Source organism: Myroides marinus (genome assembly GCF_900109075.1).
Taxonomy (GTDB): domain Bacteria; phylum Bacteroidota; class Bacteroidia; order Flavobacteriales; family Flavobacteriaceae; genus Flavobacterium; species Flavobacterium marinum_A.
The window spans coordinates 117,751-137,376 of record NZ_FNYS01000007.1 but is presented as its reverse complement, the minus strand read 5'-3'; the positions used below and the strand labels follow the sequence as shown (position 1 = coordinate 137,376).

The 19,626-nt window shown below is 34.1% G+C and carries 17 protein-coding genes; 15 read left to right on the top strand and 2 right to left on the bottom strand.

The features are described from left to right. Positions 1 to 75 precede the first annotated feature (75 nt). The 9 genes from BMX53_RS09540 to BMX53_RS09500 all read left to right on the top strand — a co-directional run bounded on the left by BMX53_RS09540 (position 76) and on the right by BMX53_RS09500 (position 12,658). Complete coding sequence (locus BMX53_RS09540) at positions 76 to 1,251, top strand: N-acetylmuramoyl-L-alanine amidase family protein (RefSeq protein WP_063175907.1); 1,176 nt, start codon at positions 76 to 78, stop codon at positions 1,249 to 1,251. A gap of 47 nt (positions 1,252 to 1,298) precedes the next feature. Next, positions 1,299 to 2,270, top strand: a complete 972-nt coding sequence (locus tag BMX53_RS09535; protein WP_240485469.1) for an MlaD family protein — start codon at positions 1,299 to 1,301, stop codon at positions 2,268 to 2,270. Between the two features lie 61 nt (positions 2,271 to 2,331). After that, positions 2,332 to 3,657 (top strand): 4Fe-4S dicluster domain-containing protein, encoded by a 1,326-nt coding sequence (locus BMX53_RS09530; RefSeq protein WP_063175906.1) that lies wholly within the window; start codon positions 2,332 to 2,334, stop codon positions 3,655 to 3,657. A 53-nt stretch (positions 3,658 to 3,710) separates the two neighbouring features. Beyond that, positions 3,711 to 4,502: a (Fe-S)-binding protein gene (locus tag BMX53_RS09525; RefSeq protein ID WP_038987893.1), complete on the top strand. Its 792-nt coding sequence runs from the start codon at positions 3,711 to 3,713 to the stop codon at positions 4,500 to 4,502. A 4-nt stretch (positions 4,503 to 4,506) separates the two neighbouring features. Further along, entirely contained in the window at positions 4,507 to 4,992 is a 486-nt protein-coding gene (locus BMX53_RS09520; protein WP_038987892.1) for a hypothetical protein, read from the top strand. Between the two features lie 84 nt (positions 4,993 to 5,076). After that, positions 5,077 to 7,959, top strand: coding sequence for a serine hydrolase domain-containing protein (locus BMX53_RS09515; RefSeq protein ID WP_063175944.1), 2,883 nt, complete (start codon positions 5,077 to 5,079; stop codon positions 7,957 to 7,959). 298 nt (positions 7,960 to 8,257) lie between these two features. After that, a complete protein-coding gene (locus BMX53_RS09510) occupies positions 8,258 to 10,618 on the top strand; it encodes a TonB-dependent receptor (RefSeq protein ID WP_038987891.1) in 2,361 nt (786 codons plus the stop codon). Positions 10,619 to 10,628: 10 nt separating this feature from the next. Next, a complete protein-coding gene (locus tag BMX53_RS09505) occupies positions 10,629 to 11,834 on the top strand; it encodes a hypothetical protein (protein ID WP_038987890.1) in 1,206 nt (401 codons plus the stop codon). A gap of 251 nt (positions 11,835 to 12,085) precedes the next feature. Continuing rightward, a complete protein-coding gene (locus BMX53_RS09500; protein WP_063175905.1) occupies positions 12,086 to 12,658 on the top strand; it encodes a hypothetical protein in 573 nt (190 codons plus the stop codon). 50 nt (positions 12,659 to 12,708) lie between these two features. Here BMX53_RS09500 and BMX53_RS09495 read toward each other — a convergent pair whose 3' ends face one another. Continuing rightward, positions 12,709 to 13,236 carry a thioredoxin family protein gene (locus BMX53_RS09495; protein WP_038987888.1) on the bottom strand — a complete coding sequence of 176 codons (528 nt, stop codon included), beginning with the start codon at positions 13,234 to 13,236 and terminating at the stop codon, positions 12,709 to 12,711. A 113-nt stretch (positions 13,237 to 13,349) separates the two neighbouring features. Between BMX53_RS09495 and BMX53_RS09490 the strand changes: the two genes are divergently transcribed. The 6 genes from BMX53_RS09490 (at position 13,350) to BMX53_RS09470 (ending at position 17,519) form a co-directional block, all read left to right on the top strand. Beyond that, entirely contained in the window at positions 13,350 to 13,916 is a 567-nt protein-coding gene (locus BMX53_RS09490; RefSeq protein ID WP_074746012.1) for a Crp/Fnr family transcriptional regulator, read from the top strand. A 60-nt stretch (positions 13,917 to 13,976) separates the two neighbouring features. Beyond that, positions 13,977 to 15,002, top strand: a complete 1,026-nt coding sequence (locus BMX53_RS09485; protein WP_074745976.1) for a saccharopine dehydrogenase NADP-binding domain-containing protein — start codon at positions 13,977 to 13,979, stop codon at positions 15,000 to 15,002. Next, on the top strand, positions 15,002 to 15,580 hold the full coding sequence (locus BMX53_RS09480; protein ID WP_074745974.1) for an NAD(P)H-dependent oxidoreductase: 579 nt from the start codon (positions 15,002 to 15,004) through the stop codon (positions 15,578 to 15,580). The genes BMX53_RS09485 and BMX53_RS09480 overlap by 1 nt, the downstream gene beginning before the upstream one ends. Before the next feature lie 146 nt (positions 15,581 to 15,726). Next, positions 15,727 to 16,026 carry a thioredoxin family protein gene (locus BMX53_RS09475; RefSeq protein WP_063175902.1) on the top strand — a complete coding sequence of 100 codons (300 nt, stop codon included), beginning with the start codon at positions 15,727 to 15,729 and terminating at the stop codon, positions 16,024 to 16,026. A 23-nt stretch (positions 16,027 to 16,049) separates the two neighbouring features. Continuing rightward, positions 16,050 to 16,550 (top strand): DUF2938 domain-containing protein, encoded by a 501-nt coding sequence (locus BMX53_RS18925; RefSeq protein WP_063175901.1) that lies wholly within the window; start codon positions 16,050 to 16,052, stop codon positions 16,548 to 16,550. Between the two features lie 12 nt (positions 16,551 to 16,562). Continuing rightward, positions 16,563 to 17,519 (top strand): AraC family transcriptional regulator, encoded by a 957-nt coding sequence (locus BMX53_RS09470; protein ID WP_063175900.1) that lies wholly within the window; start codon positions 16,563 to 16,565, stop codon positions 17,517 to 17,519. Positions 17,520 to 18,045: 526 nt separating this feature from the next. Here BMX53_RS09470 and BMX53_RS09465 read toward each other — a convergent pair. Continuing rightward, on the bottom strand, positions 18,046 to 19,620 hold the full coding sequence (locus BMX53_RS09465) for a DHA2 family efflux MFS transporter permease subunit (RefSeq protein ID WP_074745972.1): 1,575 nt from the start codon (positions 19,618 to 19,620) through the stop codon (positions 18,046 to 18,048). Between the last annotated feature and the right edge of the window lie 6 nt (positions 19,621 to 19,626).

The window sequence follows — 19,626 nt, the reverse complement described above, 5'->3', positions numbered from 1 at the left end:
GTGTCAAACTTACATATATTTTTTCTGAAAAATGTATTTTTATTTAAATTATAAAACACTATAAATATCTTTTATATGAATTACAGTAGTTCTAAACTATTTGCTTTGTTAGCCATTTTAATGTTGTCTTTTTCTGTGAGTGCGCAGAATGGTAAAAAGTTTAAAGTTGTATTAGACCCTGGACATGGGGGAAAAGACACTGGTACTAATCATAAGAAAAATGTAGAAAAGGATATCGTACTTGCTGTTGCTTTAGAAGTAGGGAAGATATTAGAAAAACAATCGGATATCGAGGTGTTCTATACACGTAAGACGGATGTATTCGTGCCAGTAAAAGAAAGATCAGTATTAGCGAATAATAATAATGGTAACGTATTTGTATCTATTCACTGTAATGGAGTGAATACAGAATCTGCTTCTGGAACAGAAACTTATGTGATGGGTCTTAGTAAGAATAAATCAAACTTAGATGTAGCGAAGACAGAGAACTCGGTTATTATGATGGAGGATGATTATAAAACTAAATACGCTGGTTTTGATCCTAAGTCACCAGAGTCTATTATTGGACTAACATTAATACAAGAAGATTATATTCATCAGAGTATTGATTTAGCTAGTAGAGTACAAGACGGTTTTACAAATGATTTGAGAAGAAAGAATAGAGGAGTGAAACAAGGGCCTTTCTGGGTGCTTCATGGAGCATTTATGCCTAGTATCTTAATTGAGTTAGGATTTGTATCTAATACAGAGGAAGGAAGCTATTTAAGTTCAAGTAGAGGGCAGAAAGAATTAGCAAGCTCGATAGCACAGGGAATTATTAACTATAAAGCTGCTTACTATGGAGGTAGCAAAAATGTAGTAGTAACTGCAAGTGATAAAGCTGTAGCTAAAGATTCAAGTAGTTCTAAATCTAATGTAACAGTAACTCGTACATCAACAAAAGATACAGCTAAAGAAACAAGTTCAGTTTCTACAAAAGCAACTGTTTCATCTAATAAAGGTATCGTATTTAAGGTGCAGATTGCGGCTGGATCATCTATTTTAGCTTTAAAACCACAAAATTTTAAAGGACTTAGAGGTGTGACAAGTATTCGTACTAACGGAACTAGTAGATACTATTATGGAGAGACAAGTGATTATGAGACAGCAAAAGAGAATTTAAGAGTTGCTAAAAGCAGTGGGCACACATCAGCATTTATTGTTGCATTTAAAGATGGTGTTAGCATCAGTGTAGAAGAAGCATTAAAATAATATCAAGCGCTTTAGAAATAAAAGTTTATTTTTGCGTGTTATAAAAAATGAAAGTTTTGAAAATATCAAGAGAAATTAAAACAGCGATTTTAGTATTAGGAGCAATAGCTTTATTCATTTGGGGATATTCATTCTTAAAAGGAAGAAACTTATTTGATAATAGTACTAGATATTATGTAGAATATGATAATGTAGAAGGATTGACTATGTCTTCTACTGTTACGATTAACGGTTTAGTTGTAGGTAAGGTATCTAAAATAGAGTTAGACAATGCTACTGGGAAATTGAAAGTAGAACTTTTAATGACTCAAAAAATAGATATTTCTAAGAATAGTATTGCTAAGATATATTCTCCAGGTCTATTAGGGGCTAAAGGAGTTATGATTGATCCTATGTTTGGGGATACTAATTATGCTGAATCAGGTCAAACATTAAAAGGAGAAGTAGTGAAAGATATGACTGAGAAATTAGCTAGTCAAATCGAACCATTACAAGTTAAAATAGAAGAGGCTTTAGCTAACTTAAATAAAATGTTAGCATCTGTAAATAATATTATGGATGAGAATACTCAAGCTAGTCTTAAAAGTGCAGTAAACCAATTAGATGGTACATTAGCAGGGGCAAACCAGTTGATGAGTTCTACTAATAAATTGGTTGCATCTACTCAACCTAAATTAGATGGTACTTTAACTAACTTAAATACAATGAGTAGCAACTTTGCTTCTCTATCTGCTGATTTAAAAACTTTGGATATCAAATCTACTTTTAGTAACTTAGATAATGCTACTGCAAGTATGGATAAAATGATGAGTGATATTCAAAGTGGAAAAGGTTCTGTAGGTAAGTTATTAAAAGACGAACAATTATACAGTAACTTAGAAGGAGCTAGTAAAGAACTAGAAGGATTATTAAGAGACTTAAAAGAAAACCCTAAACGTTATGTTCACTTCTCTTTATTTGGTAAAAAGGCGACACCTTACCAAGAGACAAAAGAAGAGGTGAAAGAGGTTAGGGAATAATACTATAACAAACAAACCAACTAACAAAAACTAACAATTTACTGAAACAATTATTACAACTATGGAGTATTTAGGCCAAGTATTATTTTTACTTCTATTAGTTGTTGGGTTTGGGTTCTTTATTAAGAATATAAAGAAACTAATACGCAACATCAAATTAGGAAGGGATATTGACAGAACTGATAATTCTTCTGCTCGCTGGAAAAATATGATTCGAGTGGCATTAGGACAATCAAAAATGGTGAAAAGACCTATTCCCGCTATCCTGCATATTTTTGTATATGCTGGTTTTGTGATTATCAATATTGAGATGTTAGAAATCATCGTTGATGGTTTGTTTGGTACTCACCGTGCATTTAGCTTTTTAGGAGCTGGATATAATGCTTTAATTGGAATCTTTGAGGTACTTGCTTTCTTAGTTATCTTTGGAGTAGTAGTATTCTGGATTCGTCGTAATGTGATTAAATTAAAACGTTTTAATCAACCTGAAATGGAAGGTTGGGCTAAACGTGATGCTAATAACATTATCTACATCGAAACTACGTTAATGTGTTTCTTCTTAATTATGAACGCTGCAGATTATTACTTACAGGGTATTAATCATACACATTATACAGCAGTAGGATCTTTTCCTATTTCTAGTTTAATCAGCCCTATTTTTGAAGGAGTTAATCCTGCTACAGTTGCTTTTGTTGAGCGTTTTTGTTGGTGGGCACATATCGCAGGAGTGATGGTGTTTATGAACTACTTATACTATTCTAAACACTTACACATCTTCCTTGCTTTCCCTAATACATATTACGCTAATTTAAAGCCTCAAGGAGAGTTTAATAACTTAGAGTCTGTAAAGAAAGAAGTTTCTTTAATGATGGACCCTAACGCAGATCCTTATGCTGCACCTGTAGAACCTGTAGGTGAGCCAGAGAAATTTGGAGCACAGGATGTAATGGATCTAAACTGGGTACAGTTATTAAATGCTTATTCTTGTACAGAGTGTGGACGTTGTACTTCATCTTGTCCACAGAATACTACTGGGAAGAAACTTTCTCCACGTAAGATTATGATGTCTACACGTGATCGTTTAGAAGATGTAAGCAAAATATTAGATGCTAATAACGGTAAGTTCGTTGATGATGGTAAGACATTGTTAAACGATTATATTACTCCAGAAGAACTTTGGGCTTGTAATACGTGTAATGCGTGTGTAGAAGAATGTCCTATCGACATCAGTCCACTTTCTATTATTATGGATATGCGTCGTTTCTTAGTAATGGAACAAAGTGCTGCTCCTGTTGAATTAAACAACATGATGCAAAACGTAGAGAACAATGCTGCTCCATGGCAATATAACCAAATGGACAGATTGAACTGGAAAGACGAAAACTAACAAACATTAACTATCATAATCCGAATTAGGATTATCTCAATAAACACAAGATTATGTCAGCAAATTTAGTTGTGCCTACCATGGCCGAAATGATGGCAAGAGGAGAACAACCAGAAGTTTTATTCTGGGTTGGTTGTTCAGGAAGTTTTGACGATAGAGCAAAAAAGATTACAAAAGCATTCGTAAAGATATTAAATAGAGCTAACGTTTCATTTGCAGTACTTGGTACAGAAGAAGGATGTACTGGTGATCCAGCAAAAAGAGCAGGTAACGAGTTTGCATTCCAAATGCAAGCAATGATGAATATCCAAGTTTTAGATGGGTATGAAGTAAAGAAAATTGTTACTGCTTGTCCTCACTGTTTTAATACACTGAAAAATGAATACCCTGATTTAGGAGGAAAGTACGAAGTGGTTCACCACACTCAATTCCTTAAATCTTTATTAGACGATGGACGTTTAACTATAGAAGGTGGTCAGTTTAAAGGAAAGAGAATTACTTTCCATGATCCTTGTTATTTAGGACGTGCTAACCAAGTTTACGAAGCACCTCGTCAATTGATTGAAAAGCTAGACGCAGAGCTTGTGGAAATGAAGCGTTCTAGACAAAATGGTTTCTGCTGTGGAGCTGGAGGAGCACAACTTTTTAAAGAACCAGAACACGGAACTAAAGAAGTGCACGTAGAGCGTACAGAAGAAGCTATAGGAACAAATGCAGAGATTATCGCTGCAGGATGTCCATTCTGTAATACAATGCTTACAGATGGAGTTAAATTCAAAGAAAAAGAAAGCTCAGTAAAAGTGTTAGACGTAGCTGAGTTAATTGCAAACGCAGAAGATTTATAAAATTATGTATAAACCATTTGAAGAAATGCCTGATCATTCGAGAGTTTGGATTTACCAATCTAATCGCAAGTTCTCAGATGAAGAGGTTCAAGATATAGATAAGGATCTTTCAGCTTTCGTAGCAGAGTGGGCTGCCCACGCTACACCGTTGGAAGCTTCTTATAAAATATTCTACAACCGTTTTATTGTATTAGCAGTAGATCAAGATATTCATCCTGCTTCAGGATGTTCTATTGATGCATCTGTACGCGTAATACAAGATATAGAACAACGTTATAGCGTTGATCTATTAGATAAGATGAATGTGACTTATAAAACAGGTGAATTCATTGCTTTTAAAACTTTAATTGAATTTAAAGATTTAGTAAAGTCAAAATCTGTATCAGCTAATACTATTGTTTTCAATAATTTAGTTAATGATTTAGGTGAATTTAGAGAATTTTGGGAAGTTCCTGCTTCAGAAAGTTGGCATTCACGCTTTTTTAAATAGAATGTAATAATTACATTTACGATATCAAAATCATCATCAAATAGACTTTTGATGGTGATTTTTTTTTGACCTAAAATGAAACTAATGAAAAGACTGACTGTTGTACTACTTTTAATTGCTTCAAGTGCATTTGGCCAATCTAAGGTAAATGTGACTAGACAAACGCAATGGGTAGATAGTGTATATAATAAATTAAGTGTTGAAGAACGCATTGGGCAGCTGTTTATGGTGGCTGCTTATTCTAATAAGAATGAAGCTCACGTACAGAGTTTAGAAAAGCTAGTACAAGAACAACATATAGGTGGATTGATCTTTTTTCAGGGAGGACCAGTACGCCAAGCGAATATGACTAATCGTCTACAGGCATTAAGTAGTGTACCTATGTTAGTAGGTATTGATGGAGAATGGGGACTTAATATGAGGTTAGATGATACTTATCGCTTCCCTTTTAATATGACTTTAGGTGCTGTTCAAGATTTAGACTTGATCGAACGTGTAGGGGTAGCCATGGCGTTACAGACAAAGCGTCTAGGCATGCAATTTAATTTCGGGCCAGTATTAGATATTAATATTAATCCTAAGAACCCTATTATTGGTGTACGCTCATTTGGAGAGACTAGAGAAATAGTAACAGAACGAGCTAGTGCATTTACTAAAGGATACCAGAGTCAGAATATTTTCGCAACAGGAAAACACTTTCCAGGACACGGAGATACTTCTACTGACTCACATCACAAATTACCAGTTATTGACTTTGATAAAGGTAGATTAAACAGAGTTGAGCTATACCCTTATAAGAAACTATTTGAAGAAGGGTTATCGAGTGTTATGATTGCGCATTTAAACTTGCCTGCATACGAACCTAACGATATACCAACTTCATTGTCTTATAACATTGTTACAAAGCTTTTAAAAGAAGAATTAGGTTTTGAGGGACTTATCTTTACAGACGCTTTAAATATGAAAGCTGCGGCTAATTATTTAAAACCAGGTGAAGTGGATCTAGCAGCTTTTAAAGCAGGAAATGATTTGTTGTTGTTCTCTGAAGATGTACCTACTGCATTGACTAAGATCTTAGAATCTTATAACACAGGCGATATTACAGAAGAGCGTCTATCACATTCAGTAAAGAAAGTATTGGCTTATAAATATAAGTCTGGTCTAACTAAATTTACTCCTATTGAAGTGAATAAGTTAGTAGAAGACCTAAATGCTCCTGTTTATGACGATTTAAATCAGAAGCTTTACCAGGAAGCAATGACTGTTGCTAAAAACGAAGATAGATTGTTGCCATTTAAGAATCTAGAGAAGCAAAAGATAGCTTATATGAGATTAGGTGACGATAGTGGAGCAGACTTTTTAAATATGTTACGCAACTATGCTGAAGTAACTGAATTAACGGATGTGAAACCTGATAGTTTAGGAGATTTATCGCAGTATAGTAGTGTGATTATTGGGTATCATAAAGTTGATAATCCTTGGCGTAAGCACGATATGTCTGATGCAGAAAAAGCAATGGTTAGAAACTTATCCGCTAAAACTAATACGGTATTAGTATCATTTGCCAAACCATATGCTTTAGAGACTGTACCATTAGATAAAGTAAATGCTTTAGTCGTAGGATATCAAAACAATAAGTTTGCTCAAGAGGCAGCAGCACAAGTTATTTTTGGAGCAATTGAAGGGAAAGGAAAATTGCCTGTATCGATTAATAAAAACTTTACAGTAGGAACAGGTATTCATACCAAAGCGATCAATCGTTTAGGATTCTCTACTGCAGCTAACGAAGGAATGGATCCTAATGTATTGTCTAAGATAGACGCTATTGCTCAGCGTGCCATAGATAAGAGATATACACCAGGTATTCAGGTTTTAGTAGCTCGTCACGGTAAAGTAGTTTATCAGAAATCATTTGGATATCATACCTATGATAAGAAGACAACAGTACAGAATACAGATATATATGACTTAGCTTCATTGACTAAAATTTTAGGAACTTTACCTGTATTAGTTAAGATGTATGATGAGCATAAAGTAAGAATGGATTCTAAGCTAGGACAGTTAGTACCAGCTATGAAGCATACAGATAAAGAAGATATTACGTTCAGAGATTTATTGACACATCAATCAGGGTTAACTGCTTGGATTCCTTTTTACAAGAGAACGTTAGCAGATAATAACCGCCCTGATCCTAGTCTGTACAGTTATTTCTATACACCTGAGTATCCTACACAAGTATCAGAGAATTTATATATCAAAAAAGGATATACAGATGAAATGCTAAAACAAATAGGAGAATCTACCTTATCTACTAAGAAAGATTATAAGTATAGTGATTTAGGCTTTATAATGATGAAAGAATTCATTGAAAGCAAATATCACAAACCATTAGATCAAGTAGCAGATAGCGAGTATTTCAGTAAAATAGGAGCTTGGAGAATGACTTATAATCCGTTACGCAAGTTTGATATCAATGTAATTCCACCTACAGAAGAAGACAATTACTATAGATATACTACTGTTCAGGGGTATGTACACGATATGGGAGCAGCTATGCAAGGTGGAGTATCTGGACATGCAGGATTATTCGGTAGTGCTTTAGATGTGGCTAAGATGATGCAGTTATACCTTAACAAAGGAGAATATGGTGGAGATAGATTCTTCTCAGTAAATACTTTTGACGCGTTTAACGAATGTGTTTATTGTACTAAAGGAAGTAGAAGAGGAGTAGGATTTGACAAACCTCAGAAACCTGGATCAGCAGGACCTACTTGTGGTTGTGCTTCTATGTCTAGCTTTGGACATACTGGATTTACAGGTACAATGGCTTGGGCAGATCCAGAGAAAGACTTAGTATATGTATTCTTGTCTAATCGTACTTACCCAGATAGCAATGTAAATAATCTATCTAAGGGAAATACAAGAGAAGATATTCAACAAGTAATTTATGAATCGATTAAGAACTAATACTTAATGGATAAAAATATAAGCGTAGCTGATAAGGCTACGCTTTTTTTATGGAGTAAAATGTAATAGTTCTTCTTGTATAAATTATTTAAAACATTGTTATTGAATAACTTGATATATTCTGTCAATGTAATGATTTGTATTATTCTGTGATTTGTTTGAATTGCTAATGTTTTATAAAACAACCATTTATATATTTTATTAGTCAATTAATTAGACTTGTTAAAAATAAAGTACTGTATTCTTTGGTTTTTATTAACAATGCCAATACCTTTGTTATTTATAACAAATTTAAATAATGAGACCGTTTAAGGAAATATTTTTCTGCTTCTTACTGCTTTTGTTACCTAGTCTTTTAAGTGCTCAAGGTACAGTAGGTAAAGTGAAAGGAATCGTTCTAGATTCACAAAGTACTCCAGTGATAGGAGTTTCTGTTACAATCAAAGGAAGTACAACAGGAGTTCAAACTGATCTAGATGGTAAGTTTGAATTGCAATACAAGGAAGGTCAGCACACACTGATCTTTAGTTATGTTGGCTTGTTAGAAGAAAGCCGCAATGTTCAATTCAATTCTAGTCCTAAATCTTTGACTGTAGTAATGAAAGACGAAGCATCAGTATTAGATGATGTGGTAGTGAGTGTTAAAGGAAAGGTGGACGCACTAAAAGAGCAAGCTTTTGCGGTAAGTGCCGTAGATATGAAGAAGCTAGCGAATAGTACTTTTGATTTAAATCAAATCTTAAACAAAAGTAGTGGTATTAAGGTTAGACAGCAAGGTGGTGTAGGGTCAGATTATAACTTCTCAGTAAACGGAATGTCTGGTAAGGCAGTTAAGTTCTTCATCGATGGTGTACCATTAGAGATGTTAGGAAAAGGAGTAGATATGAACACGCTACCTGTAAATATGGCTCAACGCGTAGAGATATATAAGGGAGTAGTACCAGTGCATTTAAGTACAGATGCTATGGGAGGTGCAGTTGATATTATTACAAGTGGTAACTCTAAAGATTATTTAGATGCTAGTTATACTACAGGTTCTTTTAATACGCATAAGGTTAACCTTAATGGCCAATTAAAAGATAAGAGTACAGGGATTATTATGAGATTAAACTCATTCTATAATTATTCAGACAATGATTATACAATGCGTAATATGAAGATCTATAACCCAAGTGCAGAGAAGTATGAATATAGAGATGTAAAGCGCTTTAACGATCGTTATAAGTCTATGTTTGTGATGGCTGAGTTCGGTATAGAAGATAAGTCTTGGGCTGATATGTTGTTTGTAGGAGTATCACATTCTCTTTTTGATAAGCAAATACAGACAGGGTCTAATCAAGATATCGTTTATGGAGGTGTTAATCAAGACGGATCAGCTAATAACTACTTCTTGAAGTATAAAAAGAAGGATTTGATAAATGGACGTTTTGATGTGAATTACTACGTAGGTTTATCTAAGAGTTTAGATAAGGGGACAGATACTTTAATGCGCAAATATAGTTGGGATGGAAGTTATGTTCCATCAGCAGCGAGTGAGTTGGGAAGCCCTTCATTAAGTAGACAAAACAGAGACCGTGTATTCTCTCAATTAACGACTGAGTTTAGATTAGGAGATTTTCATAAGGTGAACTTTAATCATATGTTAGATTATGTGAAGAACAGATCTTATAACGAACTTCACGAGTCTAAGTATGATGTATATCCAACGAAGATGACTAAACAGATCTTCTCGTTTAACTATCAACAAGATTGGTTTGATAGACGTTGGACTAATGTATTCTTTGCTAAATATTACTTAGTAGATTTAGAAAAGACAGTGTTTAATTCGTCTACTCGTAAAGATAAATTAGTGAGTAGTCAGAGTGGTGATTGGGGATATGGTATAGCAAGTACTTTTAAAATAACTAAAGAGTTTGGTTTAAAAGCCTCTTTTGAGAAATCATATCGTTTATTAGAACCAGAAGAAATCTTCGGTGATGGTATATCAGTGACAAGTAACTTAAACTTACGTCCAGAGAATAGTTATAACTACAACTTTGGAATGTATTACAGTCAGCGTTTTAACGATCATTTCGTACGTGTTGATGCAGCAGGATATATCAGAGACACGAAAGATTATATCTACACTGTACCAAACTTATTCAATAGTACATTTAAGTACGAGAATTTATCTAATATCTTCACTAGAGGAGTAGAGGCGGAGTTTAACTATCAGTATAAGAATATAGTGAATGTAATGGCTAATATTACATATAACTATGCTTATGACAATACGAAGTATGCCAATGGTAGTGATAATGTAGAGTCTGCAACTTATAAAAAAGAAGTGCCTAACCAACCTTGGTTATATGGTAATATAGATGTTAGTATTGGACAAGACAATTTATTCCAAAAAGACTCTCGTATCGAATTAACTTATGGAGTATCTATCACAGAGTGGTTCTATAAAAACTGGCAGTCTTATGGTAATAAAAAGAATATACCTACTATTCCACGTCAGACATTACACGATGTAGGTATTAACTACTCAGTAGCAAAAGGAAAGTACAACTTTGCTTTGAACTGTACTAATATTGGTAATGCTTTAGCTTATGATAACTTTAAGTTACAAAAACAAGGTAGAGCTTTTTATTTCAAATTTAGATATTCTTTAAAATAGACATTTACAGATGAAACTTAAATCATATTCAATTACATCTATTCTTCTATTATTACTAACTGTTGTAGGGTGTAGTAAAGAGCCTTCACAAGGAGGAGGATTTGAAGGAGAAGAAACTTATAAATACTTCTTGTTATCAGCTTTAGGAAGTTGGCCTAATACTGTTCATTATATCACAGCTACTAATGATGTTACACAAGGAGAAATGAACCTTAATAGAGAAGGAGATGAGATCAACTCTAAAGGTACATACTCATACATAGTAAAGAACGGATATATCTATAACTATAAAACAGATCAACGTGTATTTAAGAAAATGAAGTACACGAAAGATAAGTTAGTTACTGAACTAGAAATACCTTTCTCATATATCAATGATATAAGTGCATTTACTTGGGTAGATGATAATACTTTATTAGTATTTGGAGATACTAGTGATGTAGAGCGTATTCGTTATACTGTATTTGATGTTAGAACTCTTAAAGTTATTAAACAAGGAGATGTAACAGGCTTAGAACCTTTCCCACAAGGGTATGAATATTATTCAATTGGTTCTGCAGCATATATAGACGGAGTAGTTTATCTACAATATAGCTTTAGAAGTGCTAAGTGGGTATATCCTAGCTTCTATAACTTCGCTACTATTTCTTATAACGACTTTAAAGTAATTAAGTCAGAACCAGATAATCGCAGTAGCGGTGCTAGTAGTGGATCACCTTATTTTAGAACCTCTTTTATTAAAGATAACAATAGTTTCTACTATTCTTGTTTTACTAGAACTAACTCAGAGAATAATGATATCTACTTGTTTAGAATTATAGCAGGACAAGAGACAATTGATCGATCTTATGAGATTAACCTTACAAAGACTTTAGGAGGATTAAAACCCGAGACGGCAATGGATTATATCGGAGATAATAAGATGATTATTTCATATAGAGATCCAGCTAAAGGAAGTAGCTATAATGCTAGGTATGCTATTATAGACTTAGAGACAAAAAGAGTAGTAAGAGTATTGACAGAGTTACCACTAGATGAGCCTTATGAATTAGGATTCTTTACACAAGATCAAAAGGTATATATGGCAATTAACAGTGCAGAAGAAGGTAACTATGTATGGATCTACGATCTTAAAACAGATAAGGTAACTAAAGGAATGACATTACCTGATAAGATATCTGGGTTCGCACGTTTTGATAAATTCTACGATAAATAATATATCGTTTTAGGATACTAAGATTACTAATCTTAGAAATAACTTTTATAGAAGGACGAAGGTAGTCTTACTATCTCCATCTATTAGTTTGGTTAGATTTTGAGCCACTTCGCAAGGAGTGGCTTTTTTTGTGACAGTAATTCTTGTAATTATAAGTTGTTTTTGTTGCTATATTGATATTATTTGTTAAAAATATGTATATATTTGAGAGTATATAGCTATTCTATTGGTAGCATCATCAATATGTACTTATGAACGAAAACCTTATTAAGGAGATTATAAACAAGGTGCTGAAGTCAGCACAGCTTGTATTAACCTTAGCCTATCTAATGGCTATAGGTGTAGGAATGCTGTTTAATTATCATAAGTATGATGCCTTCGGTATTAATATCTTTGACTATTCTTCTATTTTTGACTTTTTGATAGCGCCATTTGCAGACTTTAAAATAGTTGTTTTTACTGTTGTTACGCTTTGTCTTACTTATTTATTATTTAAAGGAGATGCTTATTGGAAGAAGAAGTTTCCCAATAGTTATAGTAAATCAATATTCAATTTAGAACAATATTCATGGTATAGGAATTTAAGACATATAATGCACTTTGTTATATTTATTTGGTACTTAGTGATGGCAGCTCAGTATTATGGGAGATCAAGCTATAAGAATACCTTAATACAAGAGCCCGTAAAGATAGAGTATGCAGGAGGAGAGATACTAGAAGGTGTCATGATAGGAAAGACAAGTGATATGCTATTTATGTATAGTGATAAAGAAGTAAAAGCTATCCCTATCTCTGCTAACCTAAAGACTATACAGATTAAGTAATTGCTTAACGTTATAAAACAAACAAGGCTGTCGATTGACAGCCTTTGTTATTATTTCTTAGGAGTGTTCTCAGCGAACATCTTTTTTACTTTAGCAGCATCATAGCTCTTACCTGATTCTAAGTCACCAGAAGCGATTACTTTAGTTGTTTGTCCTTTTCCATTAATAACGATAAAGAATGGATATCCTAACTTTTGTCCTTCAGGAGCATATTTTTCGAATGCCTTAGCGTTCTTGTTTTTTGTAGTATAGTTTAAGTGGTAGTACACAAAGTTTTTATCTACTAACGCTTTGATATCTTTATCCTTTTGAACGAAGTCGTTAAAACGTAGACACCAGATACACCAGTTACCACCCGCTTGTACGAATACGTTTTTACCTTCTTTCTTAGCTTTAGCGATCAGCTGCGTAAGTTTAGCATCAGCATCTTCTTCTTCATTATAAGGTTTAGAGAAAGTCTCTTTCTCTTGTTCTACAGCTACTTTACCTGTTGCTGCATTAGACTTAGTGTTGTCCTTTGGCAATGCAAAAGATAAACCTACAGTCAATAATAAGGCAGATAGAATTAATTTCTTCATAAGTTTCAAATTTCAATAATGTTGTTTTGTAGTCGAAATATGGCGAAATGTAGTAAAAAATAATAAGATATTACTCATATAGGTTTACATTTACCATAAATATGGTAGAAGGTATGCTGAATACATTTTTTAAACGTTTCGATTTATTTACAGAAGAGGAGATTACTTCAATAGGCTCTTTATTTGCTAAACGCGTTTTAACTAAGAATAGTTTCTTAGTTAGAGAAGGAGAAGCTTGTGAAGAAATAGCTTTTATTGAGTCAGGAGTGTTCAGATCATTTTACACCAGTGAAGAAGGGAGTGAATTGACATATTGTTTCCGCTTTCCTGACGATTTGATAGGAGCTTATTCAGCATTTATTACAGGAGGTAAGAGCATAGAAAGTATTCAGGCGATTATGAATACAGTAATCTGGACCATACAGAAGAAAGATTTAGATACACTAGCCAAAAAACTACCACAGTGGAACACCTTTTTAAAGATGATAGCAGAGCAACAGTATCTCGAGTTAGAGCAACGCGTTATACAGTTTCAACGCTTGACTGCACAGCAGCGCTATAACAATCTTATTGTCAATCATCCTAACTACATTCAATATCTACCTTTACAATATTTAGCTTCTTATTTAGGAATTACACAGAGGCATCTAAGCCGCATCAGAAAAGAAATTACTTTTTAGACATTTGTCCAGTATTTAAGGATACCCTCTAGATTAGTTTTGTCTGCAAATAAATCAACTATGCAGAACAACATCTTAATTATCGGAGGCAAAGGATTAGTAGGGAGTACTATACACCGCATCCTAAAAGATAGAAATCCTAACTACAATGTATTAGTAGGAACGCGCTCACCTAAAGACTTAAAAAGCGAAATCAAAATAGATGTAAATACCCCTAGTTCATTAGAGGTAGTCTTATCTCATCATATCAGTTTAATTATCTTATCAGTTAATGATACAGATGACAACGTATTGCGCTTTGCCATTGAACATGGTATAGATTATTTAGATATTACCAAACCTACGCCTGCATTAAACAGAGCATTACAAGTAGTAACGAGCTATACAGCCTTTAATAGCCGTATTGTATTTGGTTCAGGTTGGATGGGTGGTATTGTACCAGGCTTAGTTAAGTCTAGCGTATCATCTAAAGATACTATTGACAGTGTGAAGTTAATGGTATATTATTCTATAAAAGACAAAGCAGGCGAGAGTTCAGCCCACTTTATGGCAGAGCACGTAGCCACTCCTTTTGTGAGATATGAAAATAACCAAACAGTAGAGATTAAACACTTTCTAGACAGTGAGAACTATTGTTTTTCATTTGGTTTGCGCAATCGTCAGATGTATAACTTTGATACACCAGATTTATATATCCTAAATCAAATAGAAAAGATACCTACGGTTAGTGTCAAGATGACTTATAATTCAAAAATAGTAACTAAGATATTGGGTTGGATGCAACAGTATGGCATCTTTAAACGTATGTCATTAAAGACTAGACGCAAAGTATTTGGAGGTAGTGGAGATGGAGATGTTTCTGTATTTGAAGTGATTATTAAAGCCACTAGCGGAGCTAAGAGAGTGTTGGTTAAGAGTGATAAAGGCCAAGCTGAATTAACTGCTCTATCCGCTGTATTACACACAGAAGCTTTAATGAATAAGAGTATTGCTACAGGTAAGTATTTTGCACATGAGTTATACCAATCACAAGAGCTATTGAAGGGACTACAGGGCTATCCATCTATAACAATAAAAGAAATCTAATGAAGAAAATAACAATAATCAACGGACATCCCAATAAGGAAGCTTTTAACTTTGGAGTAGTAGAAGCTTATGTGAAAGGAGCTATTTTTAGTGGAGCAGAAATAAGACATATCACATTAGCAGAAATGGAGTTTGACGCTAATCTGAAGTATGGCTATCAGAAGCGAATGAACTTAGAACCAGACTTGCTAAGAGCCATTGATGATATTAAATGGGCAGACCATTTAGTATGGGTTCACCCAGTATGGTGGGGCGGAGCACCAGCTTTGCTTAAAGGATTTATCGATAGAGTATTCCTACCAGGGATCATGTATCGCTATAGAGAGAACAGTATGTTATGGGACAAATTGCTGAAAGGAAAAACAGCACATATTATCACTACTTTAGATCAACCAGGATGGTACTATCGTATGATGTATGGCCGTCCTAGTGTAAATCAGTTAAAGAAGTCTACTTTACAGTTTTGCGGAGTATCTCCTGTAAAGGTAACATATATAGGTATTGTCAGAAACTCTAAAGAAAGTCAGAGAGCGAAGTGGTTGACTAAAGTACATCGTTTAGGAGTAGCACTGAAGTAAAAAATAATTATCTGTATTTTGTCCTATTTTATCTCCTATTAGAATAAGAATATTAAATGAGAACGCTATTAGTTTTGTAATGTCAAAATAATAGCGTTTTTTTATGTTATACAACGTTATTATTAATTTAAACAAGTAATTAGAATATGGAAAGTACAATAGACTTCGACAATTTAGAGAGACCTATACTATTACAGTTTTATGCTGATTGGTGTGCACCGTGTAAGATGCTATCAGGAGTATTAGATCATATAGAAGGTGATATAAGAGAGAATGTCGACTTTGTGAGAGTTAATATTGATCACGATAGAGAGTTAAAAGATGAGTTCTTTGTTCGTTCAGTTCCCACGATGATTTTATTAAATAAGAGGGGAGATATCTATTGGCGTCAGACAGGAGTTGTTCCGCCTCAAGAGATTATGAAACACGTACATCAAGTAGAATAGAATAATAATAAGTAGAATTAATAATGGATAACGTTGTATTGTTACTAGTTTATGCTTTAATACTAGGTATTGGAGCGACTATATTTATGGATATATATGCAGTATTAAATAAGAAGTTGTTTAATATCCCTTCTTTAGATTACGCATTAGTAGGTAGATGGATAGGTTCTTTTCCAAAAGGAGTATTTAGCCATCCTAATATTATGCAGGCTACTCCTGTTAAGTATGAGAGAGCGATAGGATGGATCGCACATTACAGTATTGGTATTACTTTCGCCTTTGTATTATTGATACTTTATGGTTTAGAGTGGGCAAGTGTACCTACGCTTTGGCCAGTATTAATTATCGGAATTGCCACTACAGTATTTCCATTCTTTATGATGCAGCCAGCTTTCGGATTTGGTATTGCAGGAGCTAAGACACCTAAGCCGATGACAGTGAGAATTAGAAGTTTATTGACACATACTATTTTCGGTATAGGACTTTATGTGGCAGGATTAATCTTATCAATGATAATAAGATAGAAGAACAAAAGGATGATTGACAAAGAGAAAGAAATAAGAGAGATAGTAACTATTAAGGAGTTTAAAGAACACTTTTTAGTACCAGAAGACAGTAGTTGTGAGGAGTGTAGTACCCTTCGATATAAAGAAGGTGCAGGCTATATGGAAGTGCTGTCTTTAGCAGATCTGAGACAGAGAGATGATTTGTTTTTAGGAAGTCGTACCCGCAAGCGCTTTTACAGCATGGTCTTAATCACTAAAGGAGAAGTAACCGAAATGATAGGACCTAGAGAGTATCAGTTTAAAGAGCAAACGATGTACTTTATTTCTGACAACCAATTACATCAGATAAAAGAATGGACAGAAGACCTAGAGGGAATTATGTGTCTATTTGATTCAGATTACTTTCTATTATGTCTTAAGCACCAGATAAAGTTAAATAGCTTTCCTTTCTTTCAGATGGATCAGCCTCCTTTTGTCAAGTTAAACGAGAGAGAAGTAGAGATGATGAGACATTTGTTTTGGAAGTTAAACCAAGAACAATGTCAAAAAGAAACATTTAACGATGACTTATTGGTAAGAATGTTCTTAAATATCATTCTTATTGAAGCAGAACGCATCTATAATAAGCAGTCTAGTAGTACACCTTTTGTCTTAACTAGAAAGGAACAATTAGTTGCTAAATATCAGCTTCTCGTAACTCAAAAAGCAATAGAACTCAAGCAAGTTAGTCAATATGCAGACCTTCTAAATGTACATCCACATTATCTAAATGACGTAGTGAAAGAAGTTTCTAATCAACCAGCGAGTTACTTTATTCATAAACATTTGATAGAAGAATCTAAGTCAAGATTAATACAGACTAACGCAACTGTATCTCAGATAGCAATAGACCTGAACTTTACAGAAGAGTCTTACTTTGGTCGTTTCTTTAAAAAGAAAACAGGAGTAACTCCTTTGCAATATAGAAAACAACATAAACAGCATTAGTGTGAAACAAAAATAGAGACCACAAAGGGTCTCTATTTTTTGTTATATAGTAGCTCAGCTTTTACATTTATACTTTTGGAATAAGAACATATTAATGCTATAAAGCAAATTTTTTAATTCTTCAATTCTTTTACTTTTTTGCCTTGATAAAGTCTGCGCGAGCAGAGTATGTGGGAAAGTAACAAAAAAAGTCAAGGCTGTAACCTAGTTAGCGGTCAAATAGACTTTCAATTTTTAAACTAGCCAAATGCCATTACCCCTTCTAGCTCCTTCGTTAAAAATATCCACAGGATATTTTTATACACTCGGCCCTGGTCAAACACTGGCTAGTTTTCAAAAATCTTCAAGTATTTGACGCTCGTTAACTAGCTGATGCCGTTATGTCGCTTCGCAAGGTTATTTCGGTTGAATAGTTCATTAACAAAATGCTTCGAAAGATTAATTTGTTGTATTCATTATAAGGTTGAGTATCTAATTAAAATAAAAGAATAGAGACCACAAAGGGTCTCTATTCTTTTATAATATATTAATGTCCTGCACCTGCTATAATTTTACCTGCACCTTTTTTGATAAGGATCAGGATAAATGGAATACAGATAAGGAATAAAACTCCTAAGAACATAAACACATCCATATAGGTTAATACAGTAGCTTGTTTGGTAACACCTAAATCAAGTAGGGTATAAGCCTTCTGCAATGCCTCATCAGTAGTAAATCCTTTAGCCATAAAACTCTGTTGTAATGTAGCTACTCGGTTTTGTACTTCTAATGATGCAGTATCTAAGTGACTCACTAAACCTAATCTGTGGTTTACTGTCCATCTAGAGATAAACGTCGTAATTAAGGCAATACCAAATGACCCTCCTAACTGACGCATCATACCTGTAAATGCAGCTCCTTCACCAATTTCTCTATTGCGTAGATTAGACAGAGATAATGTAGTAATAGGTACAAATAATAGTCCTAAACCAACTCCACGTACTACTAATGGCCAGAAGAAGTGTTCACTACCTGTATCTGGTGTAAGTATGTTGCGCGCCCAGAAGCTGTATATAAAGAATACTAAGAATCCTGTAGCTACTAAGTACTTCGGAGGAATTCCTCTCTGTAACATTCTAGCGATTAATGGCATCATTAACGCTGTCATTAATGAACTTGGCACTAATAACATCCCAGCATCTGTAGCTGTCCATCCTAAGATAGACTGTGTATAGATAGGAATGATAAAGGTAGAACCGTATAACCCAAAACCAAGTATAAAGGATAATACCGTACCTATAGCTAGATTAGAGTCTTTTAGTACTCGTAAGTTTACAATAGGTTTAGTACAAGTCAATTCTCTCCAGATAAAGAAGAAAAATCCTAATACAGACGAAATGGATAAGGTCAGAATAGTACTGTTCTCAAACCAATCGTCCTGTTGACCGTGTTCTAATACATATTGAAGTGATCCTACTGCTATAGCTAGTAGTATAATTCCCAAGAAATCCACCTCATTTAGCTTGCTCTTCTCTGCGTACTTCGGACTTTTTACATACAGTATTGTTAATACTGTAGCAAGTATACCGATAGGTACATTGATATAGAAGATAAAAGGCCAAGAGTAATTGTCTATTATATAACCTCCTAAAGGAGGTCCAAGTGTAGGTCCCACAATAACACCCATACCATAAATGGCCTGTGCCACACCTCTTTTTTCTACAGGGTAACTCTCTGTTATAATTGTTTGAGAAGTAACAAGTAATGCTCCTCCTCCTAAACCTTGTATAAAACGGAAAAGTATAATCTCCCATAGGGTAGTGGAATATCCACATAAAAAAGAAGCAACAGTAAAGATGATAATAGAAGCCGCAAAGTAATTACGTCTTCCGAATTGTTGTGAGAGCCAGCTAGTCATCGGCACTACTATTACATTGGCAATAGCATAAGCAGTCACTACCCAAGCGATATCGGTAAGTGATACTCCGATACTCCCTTTCATGTCATTCATAGCTACGTTAACGATAGTCGTATCGACAATCTCTAGTAACGCACACAGAATAGCTGTAATGGTAATGATTACTCGACGATAACCATGTTCTACTAAGCTTTCTTCACTCATAGTTAT